The organism is Xanthomonas sp. AM6 (assembly GCF_025665335.1).
Classification (GTDB): Bacteria; Pseudomonadota; Gammaproteobacteria; order Xanthomonadales; family Xanthomonadaceae; genus Xanthomonas_A.
Map to the genome: position 1 here is coordinate 4,559,084 of NZ_CP106869.1, position 13,865 is coordinate 4,572,948.

A 13,865-nucleotide genomic window follows, 5' to 3' on the forward strand; every position below is an offset into this window, starting at 1 on the left:
TGCAGAAGGTTGGGTTCCTGTCGCGGCTGAAGCCGCTCCTACACAAGAGGCGTACGGTGTATTGGCCGGGCATCCATGGGAGAGCTGCAGGCTCGGCAGATTCCCATCACCGGCCAAGTGTCCGGCTCCGTTCGTCGCGGCTGAAGCCGCTCCTACGAAGGCAGGCGGCGTGCGGGCGAGCGTGGCGTAAAGGAGCGGCTCAGCGCGGACGTGGCGTTGCTTTCGCATCGCCGGCGATGCCGTGGCCGGTGGCGGCCCAGTAGATGCCGCCGTACAGGTGTTCCAGGTAGCGCGGGTCGTTGTAGGCCTCGGCCTGGTGGCCGAGCGCGGTGGCGAACACGCGCGCGCCTTCGAAATGGTGGTACCAGGCCACCGGGTGCTGCTTGCCCATGCCCTTGGCGACCTGGCCGGGCCAGATCAGCGTCGGGTCGTAGCTGGTTTCGTCCACCGTCATCAGCGTGACCAGGTCGTCGCTGTACGGCGGGTCGTATTCGTACCACTCGTCCGACCACATCCAGCGCTGCGGCAGGCCGGCGGTGGCGGGGAAGTTGTGGTCGACCACGTCGACCATCGCGGTCTGCAGGTAGGGATGGGTGCGGAACGAGCGGCCGATCAGGCGGTCGTACCAGTCCCACTGCCCGCGCGCGATCGCGAACGCCTTGTGCACCGCGACCACGCCGCCGCCGGCACGCACGTACTTCTGGAAATTGGCGCGCTGCGCCGGGTTGAGGTCGGTGGCCGGCGTGTTGAGCAGCACGATCGCCGCGTACTGCGACAGGTCGCCGTCGAACGCCTCGGCGTTCCACGCCCACACCAGCTCGAAATAGTGCTGCCGCGCCATCGCCTCGAACCGCGGCTTGGCCACCGGGATGTAGTCGTGGTGGTACTTGTTGGGGATCGCCGCGACCAGCACCTTGAACTGGCCGTCGGCCGCGAACGCGGCACCGGCCGGCAACGCCCACGCCACCAGCAGCGACCAGCCCAGGCACAGCGCACGCATCCACTTCATCCCGCACTCCCCGTCGACCGATGCAGGCGAGCATAGCCACTGGCGACCGCGGCGCCGCGCGGCCACGCACAATTTCATAGGCACGTGCCGAACCGGCATACCGGACGGGCGTCGGCAACGGCGGTTGCGACGCGGGCCGGCAGGCGCGCGTTCAAGCGCCGCGCCATCGCACGGCAAGGGCGATGCGGCCTCTGCACTGGCCATTCTCGTGGAAGCCCACGCTGCCGATTCGCCGGAGCGGCCGCCAGGCCGCGCGCCATCGCATCGAGGGCTGCACCATCGCGCGGACGCCGTACGGGAACTGCCTGGCCATCGCCGCGGGCGCTGAAGTCGCCGGCCGCGGCTTCGGCCAACTGCTGGACCTGCGCGTTCTCATCGGCGTCGGGTCGGCGTTGGCGATGACCACCCCAGTCATGGCGGGCCTCCTCGCCGGGCACGCGCGCGGCCAGCGCCTCGTGCCTGGCTGCCTGAGAGTCGCCCTGCCCGGCCACGGTGCGGCGCCGCGAATGGCTGCGCCAAGCGCCATGTGGCAGCGCCCGACATGGCCTTGCCGCGCCGACGCCGTTACACTTGCCGCCGTGGGCTTCACCCTGATTTAACGGCCACGAAGCCCGTTTCCGAGAAATCCGTCATTCGCCGGCCGCCTTCCGGGGCAGCCGGCTGCGTCGACAGCGCCAGCCAGGTGCGACGCCCCGGCAGCAGGCTTGCCTGCACCCGGTGGTCGTCCCGCTCCAAGCCAGCTCCACAACCCGACCGTCCTTCCGGCGCTGCATGCAGCGCCGTCGATGGCCATGCCTGCTTGCCCTGGAGTCCTGCAATGAACCGTTTCCTCCCTCCCCGCCCCTTCCCGCGCCGCTCGGCATTGGCCATGGCCTGCCTCATCGCCACCCTGCCGGCCTTCGCTGCCGAACCGGCTGCCGACAGCGCCGCCGACAGCGACGTCACCACCCTGGACAAGGTCAGCGTCAAGGGCGAGCGCGCCGAAGGCTACAGCGTGCGCAAGACCACCGCCGGCACCCGCTTCGAACTGGCGCCGCGCGAGATCCCGCAGTCGGTGAGCATCATCAGCCACCAGCGCATCGAGGATCAGAACCTGGACGACATCATCGACGTGCTGGAGAACACCACCGGCGTGTCCAACACCCGTTCCGACAGCGAGCGCTTCGAGTTCTACGCGCGCGGCTTCTACATCGACAACTACCAGTTCGACGGCATCCCGACCACGATGGTGCAGAACTGGAGCTACGGCGATTCGGCGCTGGACCTGGCGCTGTACGACCGCGTGGAAGTGGTGCGCGGCGCCACCGGCCTGATGACCGGCGCGGGCAACCCGTCGGCCTCGGTCAACCTGATCCGCAAGCATGCCGACAGCGCCGAGCTGACCGGCAGCGTGCAGGTCACCGCCGGCAGCTGGGGCCGCACGCGCTCCACGGTGGACGTCACCACCCCGCTCAACGCCAGCGGCAGCGTGCGCGCGCGGGTGATCGGCAGCTACCTGGACACCGACTCGTACGTGGACCGCTACAGCCAGACCAAGGCCCTGGGCTATGCGGTGATCGATGCCGACCTGACCCCGGACACGCAGCTGAGCGTGGGCTACGACTACCAGAAGAAGCAGTCCGACGACGTCACCTGGGGCGGCTTCCCGCTGTGGTATTCCGACGGCAGCCGCACCGCCTATTCGCGTTCGTTCAACCCGGCCGCGGACTGGACGTTCTGGGACACCACCACCAAGCGCGCCTTCGCCACGGTGCAGCACGATTTCGCCAGCGGCTGGAAGATCAAGGCCAACGCCACCCACGACCAGACCAACGTCACCGACAAGCTGTTCTACCCCTATTACACGATCTACGGCTTCGACCGGGCCACCGGCGCCGGCGTGGTGCCGTACTCGGGCTACTACATCACCGAGCGCAAGGTCGATGGCCTGGACGGCTATGCCGAAGGCCCGTTCCAGCTGTTCGGGCGCGAGCACGAGCTGATGGCCGGGGTCAGCTACAACCGCCGCCGCTACGCCAACAACGGCGCGTTCGATTTCCCCGGGCCGATGGACAGCTACCTCGGCTGGACCGGCAACTACCCGGAGCCGACCTGGGCGGCGCTGGCCGAATTCAGCCGCGGCACCGTCACCCAGAAGGCCGGCTACGCGGCGGCGCGCCTTTCGCTGGCCGACCCGCTGAAGCTGATCGTCGGCGCGCGCTACACCGACTGGAAGGTGGACGGCGCCGAGAGCGGCGTGCCCTACAGCAGCCGGCAGAAGGAAACCACGCCGTATGCCGGCCTGGTCTACACGATCGACGAGGTGTGGTCGGCCTACGCCAGCTACACCGACATCTTCCAACCGCAGACCGCGCGCACCCGCGGTGGCGCCTACCTGGATCCGGTGATCGGCAAGAGCTATGAGGCCGGGGTCAAGGCCGCCTGGTTCGACGACCGGCTCAACGCTTCGCTGTCGGTGTTCCGCATCGAGCAGGACAACGTGGCCCAGGCGACCACCGAGTTCGTGCAGGGCACCACCGAGACGGCGTACGTCGCCGCGCAGGGCACGGTCAGCCGCGGCTTCGAGTTCGAAGTGAACGGCGAACTGGCCCCGGGCTGGAACGGCACCTTCGGCGCGGCGCGCTACGTCGCCAAGGACGCCGGCGGCGCGGACATCAATTCGCAGCTGCCGCAGACCACGCTCAAGCTCTACACCAGCTACACCCCGCGCAGCCTCACCGAGCTGACCTTCGGCGGCGGCGTCAACTGGCAGAACCGCATCTACTACGTCGATGCGGTGTACGGCCGCTTCGAGCAGGACGCCTATGCGCTGGTCAGCGCGTTCGCGCGCTACCGGTTGTCGGAGGAGTTCACGGTGCAGGCCAACCTCAACAACCTGCTGGACAAGAAGTACTACGCGCAGATCTACGGCTACGGCGCCTGGGGCGAACCGCGCAGCGGCTCGCTGAGCTTCACCTGGTCGTTCTGATCGGCCGTTGCCCGCCCGTTGCCATGCAGCGGGCGGGCCTGGATCCAACCCGAATGCCGGTGGCCTGCCACCGGCATTCGCGTCTGTGGCGGCGCTACAGCCAGCCCTTCTGCCGCGCCAGCCGCGCCGCCTCGATGCGGTTGCCGACGCCGAGCTTGCCGATCGCCTCGGACAGGTAGTTGCGCACGGTGCCGTGCGACAGCCCGAGCCGGGCGGCGATGTCGCCGGCCGAGGCGCCCTCGCCGGCCAGGCGCAGCACCTGGCGCTCGCGGTCGTTGAGCGGGTCGGCCTCGGACCAGGCCTCCAGCGCCAGTTCCGGATCGATCGCGCGGCCGCCGCGATGCACCTGGCGGATCGCATCGACCAGGCGCTCGGGCGGCGCGTCCTTCAACAGATAGCCGCCCACGCCGGCGTCCAGCGCGCGGCGCAGGAAGCCGGGCCGGGCGAAGGTGGTGACGATGACCACACGGATCGGCAGCTGCTGGCGCTGGATCCGCTGCGCCAGTTCCAGGCCGCCGAGGCCGGGCATCTCGATGTCGGTGACCAGCAGGTCCGGCGTATGCGCCTGCAGCGCGCGCCACGCGGCCTCGCCGTCGGCGGCGCTGGCGACCACGGCGATGTCCGCTTCCAGGCCCAGCAGCGCGCCCAGCGCGCCGCGCACCATCGCCTGATCTTCCGCCAGCACTAGTCGAATCACGGCTCCCCCGGTCCTTGTGGACGCATTGTAGGGCGGCGCTCAGCGCAGCGCGGAATCCTGGTAGCCGCGCGGCTCCGGCGCGGTCTCCGCAAGGGGCGCCGGCGCAGGCTGCGGCGTGCGCGGCAATGGCGCCGCCGCCAGCAGGCGGGTGCCCTGGCCGCGTTCGGAATCGATCCGCAACGAACCGCCCACCGCTTCCAGCCGTTCGCGCATGCTGGCCAGGCCGGTGCCCGGCTGCATCGCGCTGCCGCGGCCATCGTCGCGGATCTCCAGCCAGGCCTGGCCGTGCTCGCACCACAGCCGCAGCTGCGCATTGCCGGCGCCGGCATGGCGCTGGATATTGGTGGCGGCCTCGCGCAGCACCATGGCGAACACGGTCTCCAGCTGCGCGCACTGCGGCAGCGCATCGACCTGGTAGCGGAAGGTCACCCCGGACGATTCCAGCAGCAGTTTGGCCGAGGCCATCTCCGCCGCCAGCTGCGCGGCGCGGATGCCGCTGACCGCGCGCCGCACCTGGCCCAGCGCCTCGCGCGCGACTTGGCCGACGTCCTCCATCTCCTGCCGCGCCGCGTCCGGGTCGCGCGCCAGCAGGCGCGCGGCCAGGTCCGACTTCAGCGCCACCAGCGACAGGGTGTGGCCGAGCAGGTCGTGCAGGTCGCGGCCGATGCGCTCGCGTTCGGCGACCGCGGCCAGCCGCCGCACTTCCTCGTGGCTCAGGCGCAGCTGCGCGTCGGCGCGCATGCGGCGCTCGAAGCTGATGTTCATCAAGCCCGTCGCCAATCCCACCAGTACCGCGCTGGCCATGTACAGGGGCGACCAGCCGCGCGACCACCAGGCCGCCGCGAACAGCGCCAGCAACAACAGCATCGCCAGCAGCGCCCGCGACGCGGTGAAACAGAACGGCAGGAACGCGCAGGCGAAGATGATGTAGCACTGCGCGCCGGGGTTGTACGGCAGCAACGCGAAGGCCAGCGCGGCCATGCCGGCCACGCACCAGCGCAGGTAGCGGCGGTGGCGGTAGTAGGCGCAGTAGTACAGCGCCAGGAATACGGCATAGCTGGCCATGGTCGGCCAGAACCAGCGGGTGAAGTAGTGCGGCTCGTACAGCGGGGTGACGAACAGCCAGATCGACCAGATCAACGACAGCCACACGAACCAGTGCGCGCCGGGCCGGGCGGTATTCCAGCCCAGGCGGCGGGCGATCAGCGATTCGGACGAGGCGTGCAGCAAGGCGATCACGGCAGGCTCCAGGGGCGGCGCGGCCGCGGTGCGTAGCATAGCGAGTGCGCAGGGAGGCCGCGCGGCGGCGCGGGCGGCCGGGCGCGGGCGGCGCGTCCCCGCCCGGCCGGGCCACCGTGGCGCAGGCCGGCCATCAGCCTTGGCGCAGGCGCCGATGCGCCAGCGCGTAGAACGCCACGGTCACCGCCAGCAGCGCGGCGACATGGCCGGCGCTGCTGCCGCCGCCATCCTGGCCCACCACCCGCAGCGCCAACTGGCCCAGGTGATACGACGGCCACAGCGGCGCCAGCGTGGTCAGCAGCGACGGCAGCAGTTGCAGCGGAATCCACAGGCCGGACAGGAACGCCATCGGCAGGTAGACCAGATTGACCAGCGCCGGCGCGCCGCTGCCGCCGACGCGCGCGCCGATGTACAGGCCGATCGCGCAGAACGGCAGCGTGCCCAGCACATCGACCAGCAGCAGCAAGGCGCGCTGCGGCAGCGCCAACCTGACGCCGCCGAGCGCGCTGCCGAGCAGTTGCAGCAGCACGCCGATCGCCAGCGCGAATAGCATCGCCAGCACCGTGCGCGCCAGCAGCATCGCCCCCGGCGGCACCGGCATCGCGCGCTTGAGGGTCAGCAGGCCGCGCTCGCGGTCCAGCGCCAGGCCCACGCCGAAGCCGAACAGCGCCGGCGCCATCACCCCGAACACGCCGTAGCTGGCCATCAGGTACACCGCGGCGGCGGGATTGCCGCGGTTGAGCACCACGCCGAACAGCAGATAGAACATCGGCGGGAACAGCAGGGTCGGCAACGCGAACGACGGCGTACGCAGCCAGCGCAGCAACTCGTAGCGGATCTCGCGCAACAGCAATGCGGCGTACTCGCGCAGCGGCAACGCAGACGCGTCGTACGGCCGCGCGGCGGCGCCATGCGCTGGCGCGGCGACGGGCGCGATGCGGCGTGGATCGGGAGCGTTCATGCGGCCTCCGCACGGGTAATGGCGAGGAACGCCTCGGCGAGGCCGGCGCGCTTCACTTCCAGTTCGTCCAGCCCCGGATCGGCGGCGAGCAGTCGCGCCACCACCGGCTCGGCCGGTTCGGCGACGATCTCGAGCACGCCGTCGCGGCCTTCCGCGCGGCGCACCTGCGGCCAGTCCGCCACCTGCGTCGCGGCCAGCGCGCTGCGGCAGCGGATGGTGCGTTGCTCGAAGCGCGCGCGCAGCTGTTCCACACTGCCTTCGGCGATCAGCGTGCCACGCTGCAGCACCGCGACCTGGTCGGCCAGCGCTTCGGCCTCTTCCAGGTAGTGCGTGGTCAGCAGCACCGCGCAGCCGTCCGCGACCAGTTCTTGGATGGCCCGCCACAGGCCCTGCCGCGCCTCGATGTCCAGGCCGGTGCTGGGCTCGTCCAGGAACAGCACCTGCGGCCGGCCGCAGATCGCCAGCGCGAACTGCACGCGCCACTGCTGGCCGCCGGACAGGCTGCCGTAGCGGCGCGGCAACAGGCCGTCCAGCCCGGCCAGCGCCACGCAATCGGCGACGCTGCGCGGGCGCCGGTAGTAGCCGCGCGCCTGCGCCAGCAATTCGCCGACGCGCAGGGCGTCCGGCAGACCGGCGGACTGCAGCATCACCCCGGCCTGGCGCCGCGCGCCGAGCGCACGCGGGTCCTGGCCGCACAGGGACACGCTGCCGGCATCGGCCACCTGCAGCCCGAGCATGAGCGCGACCGCGGTGCTCTTGCCCGCGCCGTTGGCGCCGAGCAACGCCAGCAACTGGCCGCGCCGCAGTTGCAGGTCCACGCCGTCCAGCGCGACCGCCGCGCCGTAGCGCTTGTGCACGCCGCGCAGTTGCGCCAGCGGGGGAATGTCGGGAGCGTGCATCGGCGTGGACCGGTGGTGGCGGGAGTGGCCATGCTGCGCCGTGCCCGCGGCGCCTCCCAGTGCGGCCCGTCAGCCGCCGCGGGTGACAGCTGTCACTGGCGATGGCCGCGCGATTGCCGCATGCTGCGCTCCACGCCATGGGGATGGCGCCGCCGCATGCCGCAGTGCAACGCAGAAAGTGACTTCCGGCAACTGGGAAACGCATGCCCCGCCGCGCCACACTGCGCCTACCGATTCGTCCAGGGACAAGATGAGTACCTCCGCCGACCTGCTCAAAGAACTCCGTATCGACCGCAAGGCCCCGCCGAGCGCGCCGCCGTCGCGGCGCGGGCTGTGGATCGCCGTGATCCTGGTGCTGTTGCTCGCGCTCGGCGTCGGCGGCTGGCTGCTGTTCGGCCGCGGCAAGGCCATCGAAGTGACCACCGCGCCGGTGGTGGCGATCGCCGCCGGCAGCAGCAGCGCCTCGGTGCTGGACGCCAGCGGCTACGTGGTGGCGCGGCGCATGGCCACGGTGTCGGCGAAGATCACCGGCAAGGTGCGCGAGGTGCTGATCGAGGAAGGCATGCGCGTGGAGCAGAACCAGGTGATGGCCACGCTGGACCCGATCGACGCCGGCGCGCAGCGGCAGCTGTCGGCCTCGCAGCTGGACGCGGCGCGCAGCCAGGTGGCGAACATGCAGGCGCAGCTGCGCCAGGCCGAGGCCGACGCGCAGCGGCTGCAGACCCTGTCCACGCAGCAGCTGGTGTCGCGCTCGCAGTACGAGCAGGCGCTGTCGCAGCGCGACGCCCTACGCGCCCAGCTGCAGAGCGCGCAGCGCAACGTGGTGGTGGCCGGCAACCAGCTGTCGATCTCCGACCTCAACGTGGACAACACCATCGTGCGCGCGCCGTTCGCCGGCGTGGTCACCGCCAAGGCGGCGCAGCCGGGCGAGATCGTCTCGCCGCTGTCGGCCGGCGGCGGCTTCACCCGCACCGGCATCGGCACCATCGTGGACATGGAATCGCTGGAGATCGAGGTGGAAGTGGGCGAGGCCTTCATCGGCCGGGTCAAGCCGGGGATGCCGGTGGAAGCCGTGCTCAACGCCTATCCGGAGTGGAAGATCCCGGCCGAGGTGATCGCGATCATCCCCTCGGCCGACCGCGGCAAGGCCACGGTGAAGGTGCGCGTGGCGCTGAAGCAGAAGGACCCGCGGATCGTGCCGGAAATGGGCGTGCGGGTGAGTTTCCTGGAGGCGCCGCAGGCGCAGGCGCAGGACAAGCCGCAGGGCGTGCGCGTGCCGGGCGCGGCGATCGTCAAGCGCGACGGCCAGGACGTGGCGTTCGCCTTGAAGGAGGACAACACGGTCGAGCGGCGCGCACTGAAGACGGGCATCGCGCTGGGCGACGACCGACAGGTGCTGTCGGGCCTGGCGCCGGGCGATACGGTGGTGCTGGATCCGCCGGAAACGGTACGCGACGGGGTCAAGGTGAAGATGGCGGAGGCAACCGAACAATAGCGCGGGCGCGTGTGAGGTACCGCGCCTTGGCGCGAACCATTGCATGCACCTCGACGTTGGCTTCACCACACCCTATAGGCAGCATCGCGTTCACCGGCTTCGTCCAGTGCTTGCCGTGGCGAATGCCTTTTCAACCATCGTTTCCTAGCAATATTCGTTTCTGCTCGTACTCGATCCAACCTGCAACAAGTTCCACGCTCGCCCCAACCATCACGGCACTCTAGTTTTTGTTTTTTGCTGTTGCTCTGGCTATTGCTGTTGCCCTGATTGCTGCTGTTGCCCTGGTTTTTGCTCTCAGTTCTGGCTATCGCTCCGCTCTGGCTCCGCTCTGGCTCTGCTCTGGCTCTGCTCTGGCTCTGCTTTGGCTCTGCTTTGGCTTTTGACTTACCGGGTTCCCTTCCGCAGCGGCGGATGGACCGGGGAAACACCCGAAGGGCGGCGCACATGGATGTGCGCCGTTCGCGGCAGGGGCAGGATGCCCCTTCCGCGAATCCCCGGTGCATCCGCGGACCCGGAGCGCGCAGCGCGGAGGGCGCGCAGGCAGGGCGCGCTTTCTTTTGGTTACTTTTCTTTGCGCGAGCAAAGAAAAGTAACCCGCCAAGGGCGGAAGCTTTTGCTTTGGTTTTTGCTTCAAGCGTTTGCCTTTGTAGGAGCGGCTTCAGCCGCGACGCTCTTCCTGTCAGATCTGGTCGCGGCTGAAGCCGCTCCTACAAGGATTCTTCCCACTGCCATCGCAAGAGCAACAGCAAAGCTTTCGCCTACGGCGAGTTACTTTTCTTTGCTTGTGCAAAGAAAAGTAACCAAAAGAAAGCACACCCTGCCTTCGCGCCCTCCGCGCTTCGCGCTCCGGGTCCGCGAATAGGACGGGATTCGCGGAAGGGGCATCCTGCCCCTGCCGCGAACGGCGCACATCCATGTGCGCCGCCCCTTCGGGGTTTTTCCCGCCCTATTCGCCGCTACGTAAGGGACCCGGTAGAGCAACGGCAACACAGCGACAGCAAAACCAAAGCAACAGCACAGCAACTGCACTGCAACCGCTAGCCATACCGCAACCCGCACCTCCGACACCCGTCCACTGCCAGGAACACCACCATGTCCACCCTCGTCAAACTGCGCAACGTCACCAAGACCTACCAGCGCGGACCCGAGAAAGTACAAGTCCTGCACGGCATCGACCTGGACATCGAACGCGGCGACTTCGTCGCCCTGATGGGTCCGTCCGGCTCCGGCAAGACCACCCTGCTGAACCTGATCGGCGGCCTGGATACCCCCAGCGGCGGCGAGATCGAGATCGAAGGCGAGCGCATCGACCGCATGAGCGGCGGCCAGCTGTCCACCTGGCGCAGCCAGCACGTCGGCTTCGTGTTCCAGTTCTACAACCTCATGCCCATGCTCACCGCGCAGAAGAACGTGGAACTGCCGCTGCTGCTGACCAACCTCGGCGCCACCCAGCGCAAGCGCAACGCCGAGATCGCGCTGACCCTGGTCAACCTTGCCGACCGCCGCAGCCACCGTCCCAACGAACTGTCCGGCGGCCAGCAGCAGCGCGTGGCGATCGCCCGCGCGATCGTCTCCGACCCCACCTTCCTGATCTGCGACGAGCCTACCGGCGACCTGGACCGGCACGCCGCCGAGGAGATCCTGCAGCTGTTGCAGCAGCTCAACCGCGAACACGGCAAGACCATCATCATGGTCACCCACGACCCCAAGGCCGCCGAGTACGCCAGCCACACCGTGCACCTGGACAAGGGCGAGCTGGCCGACGCGCCGCTCGTGGCGCATTGAACCGGCCGCTGCCGCATCGCGGCACGCCGCTGCGCGCATTCGGCGCGGCGGCATCCCGCTCCTTCGAGGATCGAACATGAAATACTTTTCGTTGGTCTGGGCGCAGCTGTTCCGCAGCAAGACCCGCACCCTGCTGACCCTGCTGTCGGTGGTCGCCGCGTTCCTGCTGTTCGGCATGCTCGACTCGGTGCGCGTGGCGTTCAACTCCGGCGGCAGCGTCGAGGGCGCCAACCGGCTGATCGTCTCCTCGCGGCTGTCGATCACCCAGTCGCTGCCGGTCAGCCTGCAATCGCAGATCGAATCGGTGCCGGGGGTGAAGAAGGTCACCTACGCGATGTGGTTCGGCGGCATCTACCAGGATCCGAAGAACTTCTTCCCGAACTTCTCGGTGGCGCCGAACTTCTTCGACGTGTACAGCGAGTACGATGTGCCGCCGGCGCAGCTCAAGGCGTTCCGCGAAACCCGCACCGCCGCGGCAGTGGGCGCCGCCTTGGCCAAGAAGCACGGCTGGAAGATCGGCGACACCATCCCGCTGCAGGCCACCATCTTCCCGCGCGGCGGCAGCAACGACTGGCCGCTGACCCTGACCACCATCTTCAAGGTCAAGGACGCAAAGAACGCGCAGGCGGAGAACCAGTTGATGATGAACTGGAAATACTTCGACGAGTCCAACGACTACATCAAGAACAAGGTCAGCTGGTACACCGTGCAGCTGGCCAATGCCGACCAGGCCTCGCGCGTGGCGCAGGCGATCGACGCGCTGTCGCTGAACTCCGACCACGAGACCAAGAGCCAGACCGAGGCCGCGTTCTCGCAGGCCTTCGCCAAGCAGTTCGCCGACATCGGCCTGATCGTCACCGCGATCATGGGCGCGGTGTTCTTCACCCTGCTGCTGCTCACCGGCAACACCATGGCGCAGGCGGTGCGCGAACGCATCCCGGAACTGGCGGTGCTGAAGACGCTGGGGTTCCGCGACGGCACCGTGCTGAGCCTGGTGATGGTCGAATCGGTGCTGCTGATCGTGCTCGGCGGGCTGATCGGCATGGGCCTGGCGGCGCTGGTCATCCCCGGCGTGGCCGCGGCCAGCGGCGGCATGATGCCGATGCGCGGGGTGCCGGCGCAGACCTGGCTGGTGGCGCTGGGGCTGATGGTCGCCATCGGCATCGTGGTCGGCCTGCTGCCGGCGCTGCGCGCGCAGCGGCTGAAGATCGTGGACGCGCTGGCCGGGCGCTGAGCCCGCCGCCGCACCGTTCCCTTCGCATTTTCGGAAGACGCACTGATGAAACTCAAACACTGGCTGGGAAATCTGCTCACCTTGCTGCTGCTGGCGGTCGGGCTGGGGCTGTGGATCGCGCTGCCCTGGTACGGCGTGCTGGCGCTGGCGGGCGCTGTGGCGCTGTGGCTGCTGCTGACCCGCAGCGGGCGCCTGGCCCTGGCGGCCACCCGCATCGGCGTGGCCAGCCTGCCGCAGCGCTGGGGCGCCTCGTCGGTGATCGTGGTCGGCATCGCCGGCGTGGTCGGCGTGCTGGTGGCGATGCTGGCGATGGGCGAAGGCTTCCAGGCCACGCTCGACAGCACCGGCGACGACAACACGGCGATCGTGCTGCGCGGCGGCTCGCAGGCCGAGACCAATTCGGTGATCACCCGCGACCAGGTGCCGTTGATCGCCAGCCTGGCCGGCGTGGCCAAGGGCGCCGACGGCAAGCCGCTGGTTTCCCCGGAGCTGTCGCAGGTGATCAACCTGCCGAGCAAGGCCGACGGCACCGACACCAACGTGCAGTTCCGCGGCGTCGGCGATGCCGGCTGGGCGGTGCACGACAAGCTCAAGATCGTCGAGGGCCGCCGCTTCGGCGCCGGCCTGCGCGAGATCGTGGTCGGCCAGGGCGCCAAGGCGCAGTTCCGCGGGCTGGACGTGGGCAAGACGCTGAGCCTGGGCCGCGAGCAGTGGACCGTGGTCGGCGTGTTCGCCTCCGGCGACGCGCACGACTCGGAGCTGTGGGCCGACGCGCAGACCCTGGCCTCCACCTACAACCGCAGCGCCTACCAGTCGATCAGCGTGCGCACCGCCGGCAAGGACGGCTTCGCCCAGTTCAAGGCGGCGATGGCCGCCGACCCGCGGCTCAAGCTCGACGTGGAGACCACCCGCGTCTACTACGCCAAGCAGGGCGGCAACCTCAGCAAGCTGATCAGCGTGCTGGGCACGGTGATCGGCGCGATCATGGCGGTCGGCGCGGTGTTCGGCGCGCTCAACACCATGTACGCGGCGGTGGCCACGCGCGCGCGCGAGATCGCCACGATGCGCGCGATCGGCTTCCGCGGGCTGCCGGTGGTGACCGCGGTGATGCTGGAGACCATGCTGCTGGCGCTGCTGGGCGGGATGCTGGGCGGGTTGATCGCCTGGGCCATCTTCAACGGCTACAGCGTCTCCACGCTGGGCAGCAACTTCAGCCAGGTGGTGTTCCAGTTCAAGGTCTCGCCGGAACTGCTGTGGAGCGGGCTGAAGTGGGCGCTGGGCATCGGCCTGGTCGGCGGGCTGTTCCCGGCGCTGCGCGCGGCCCGGCTGCCGATCACCACCGCCTTGCGCGCGCTGTAGCGGCGGCTGCCCCGGCGCTCGGGACACCCCGTGCCACGCCGGCGCGGATGCGCGGAAGGGCATCGGCGCTCCCGCGTCCGCGCGCCAGCGCGGCGCGACGGGTCTGGCCGGGCGCCGCAAGCCGGCGCGGCATCGCCCGACCTGAACGCCGGCCGGTCCCGCGCGGCGCCGGCCGGGCGCCGGATATCGCCGCGGCACCCCGCGTGCGCTGGGCGAATG

12 protein-coding genes are annotated in these 13,865 nt (G+C 69.6%); 6 read left to right on the top strand and 6 right to left on the bottom strand.

Annotation, left to right across the window (positions count from 1 at the left end; translation table 11 throughout):
* Positions 1 to 199: 199 nt before the first annotated feature.
* A complete protein-coding gene (locus tag OCJ37_RS19535) occupies positions 200 to 1,000 on the bottom strand; it encodes a ThuA domain-containing protein (RefSeq protein ID WP_263113741.1) in 801 nt (266 codons plus the stop codon).
* Positions 1,001 to 1,191: 191 nt separating this feature from the next.
* Between OCJ37_RS19535 and OCJ37_RS19540 the strand changes: the two genes are divergently transcribed.
* Entirely contained in the window at positions 1,192 to 1,608 is a 417-nt protein-coding gene (locus tag OCJ37_RS19540; RefSeq protein ID WP_263111344.1) for a hypothetical protein, read from the top strand.
* Here OCJ37_RS19540 and OCJ37_RS19545 read toward each other — a convergent pair.
* Positions 1,595 to 1,879, bottom strand: a complete 285-nt coding sequence (locus OCJ37_RS19545; protein WP_263113767.1) for a hypothetical protein — start codon at positions 1,877 to 1,879, stop codon at positions 1,595 to 1,597. The genes OCJ37_RS19540 and OCJ37_RS19545 overlap by 14 nt on opposite strands.
* Between OCJ37_RS19545 and fhuE the strand changes: the two genes are divergently transcribed.
* Complete coding sequence (fhuE, locus tag OCJ37_RS19550) at positions 1,827 to 3,977, top strand: ferric-rhodotorulic acid/ferric-coprogen receptor FhuE (protein WP_263111345.1); 2,151 nt, start codon at positions 1,827 to 1,829, stop codon at positions 3,975 to 3,977. The two genes, OCJ37_RS19545 and fhuE, sit on opposite strands and share 53 nt — an antisense overlap.
* Before the next feature lie 94 nt (positions 3,978 to 4,071).
* Here fhuE and OCJ37_RS19555 read toward each other — a convergent pair whose 3' ends face one another.
* The 4 genes from OCJ37_RS19555 to OCJ37_RS19570 form a co-directional block, all read right to left on the bottom strand.
* Positions 4,072 to 4,674, bottom strand: a complete 603-nt coding sequence (locus OCJ37_RS19555) for a response regulator transcription factor (RefSeq protein ID WP_263111346.1) — start codon at positions 4,672 to 4,674, stop codon at positions 4,072 to 4,074.
* 39 nt (positions 4,675 to 4,713) lie between these two features.
* Positions 4,714 to 5,913 carry a sensor histidine kinase gene (locus OCJ37_RS19560; protein WP_263111347.1) on the bottom strand — a complete coding sequence of 400 codons (1,200 nt, stop codon included), beginning with the start codon at positions 5,911 to 5,913 and terminating at the stop codon, positions 4,714 to 4,716.
* Between the two features lie 133 nt (positions 5,914 to 6,046).
* Complete coding sequence (locus OCJ37_RS19565; protein WP_263111348.1) at positions 6,047 to 6,874, bottom strand: ABC transporter permease; 828 nt, start codon at positions 6,872 to 6,874, stop codon at positions 6,047 to 6,049.
* The gene (locus OCJ37_RS19570; protein ID WP_263111349.1) at positions 6,871 to 7,773 is read right to left on the bottom strand and encodes an ABC transporter ATP-binding protein; all 903 of its coding nucleotides are present in this window, start codon (positions 7,771 to 7,773) and stop codon (positions 6,871 to 6,873) included. Before OCJ37_RS19570 ends, OCJ37_RS19565 begins: the two co-directional genes overlap by 4 nt.
* A 250-nt stretch (positions 7,774 to 8,023) precedes the next feature.
* Between OCJ37_RS19570 and OCJ37_RS19575 the strand changes: the two genes are divergently transcribed.
* The 4 genes from OCJ37_RS19575 (at position 8,024) to OCJ37_RS19590 (ending at position 13,646) form a co-directional block, all read left to right on the top strand.
* Entirely contained in the window at positions 8,024 to 9,268 is a 1,245-nt protein-coding gene (locus OCJ37_RS19575) for an efflux RND transporter periplasmic adaptor subunit (protein WP_263111350.1), read from the top strand.
* Between the two features lie 1,092 nt (positions 9,269 to 10,360).
* Positions 10,361 to 11,053, top strand: coding sequence for an ABC transporter ATP-binding protein (locus OCJ37_RS19580; RefSeq protein ID WP_263111351.1), 693 nt, complete (start codon positions 10,361 to 10,363; stop codon positions 11,051 to 11,053).
* A gap of 76 nt (positions 11,054 to 11,129) precedes the next feature.
* A complete protein-coding gene (locus OCJ37_RS19585; protein WP_263111352.1) occupies positions 11,130 to 12,287 on the top strand; it encodes an ABC transporter permease in 1,158 nt (385 codons plus the stop codon).
* 45 nt (positions 12,288 to 12,332) lie between these two features.
* A complete protein-coding gene (locus tag OCJ37_RS19590; protein ID WP_263111353.1) occupies positions 12,333 to 13,646 on the top strand; it encodes an ABC transporter permease in 1,314 nt (437 codons plus the stop codon).
* Positions 13,647 to 13,865: the final 219 nt, after the last annotated feature.

Excerpts from the sequence above, each read along its gene's own strand:
- OCJ37_RS19535 (WP_263113741.1), bottom strand. The coding sequence starts at position 1,000 with ATGCGTGCGCTGTGCCTGGGCTGGTCGCTGCTGGTGGCGTGGGCGTTG.
- OCJ37_RS19540 (WP_263111344.1), top strand. The coding sequence starts at position 1,192 with ATGCGGCCTCTGCACTGGCCATTCTCGTGGAAGCCCACGCTGCCGATT.
- fhuE (WP_263111345.1), top strand. The coding sequence starts at position 1,827 with ATGAACCGTTTCCTCCCTCCCCGCCCCTTCCCGCGCCGCTCGGCATTG.
- OCJ37_RS19545 (WP_263113767.1), bottom strand. The coding sequence starts at position 1,879 with ATGGCCAATGCCGAGCGGCGCGGGAAGGGGCGGGGAGGGAGGAAACGG.
- OCJ37_RS19565 (WP_263111348.1), bottom strand. The coding sequence starts at position 6,874 with ATGAACGCTCCCGATCCACGCCGCATCGCGCCCGTCGCCGCGCCAGCG.
- OCJ37_RS19570 (WP_263111349.1), bottom strand. The coding sequence starts at position 7,773 with ATGCACGCTCCCGACATTCCCCCGCTGGCGCAACTGCGCGGCGTGCAC.
- OCJ37_RS19575 (WP_263111350.1), top strand. The coding sequence starts at position 8,024 with ATGAGTACCTCCGCCGACCTGCTCAAAGAACTCCGTATCGACCGCAAG.
- OCJ37_RS19580 (WP_263111351.1), top strand. The coding sequence starts at position 10,361 with ATGTCCACCCTCGTCAAACTGCGCAACGTCACCAAGACCTACCAGCGC.
- OCJ37_RS19585 (WP_263111352.1), top strand. The coding sequence starts at position 11,130 with ATGAAATACTTTTCGTTGGTCTGGGCGCAGCTGTTCCGCAGCAAGACC.
- OCJ37_RS19590 (WP_263111353.1), top strand. The coding sequence starts at position 12,333 with ATGAAACTCAAACACTGGCTGGGAAATCTGCTCACCTTGCTGCTGCTG.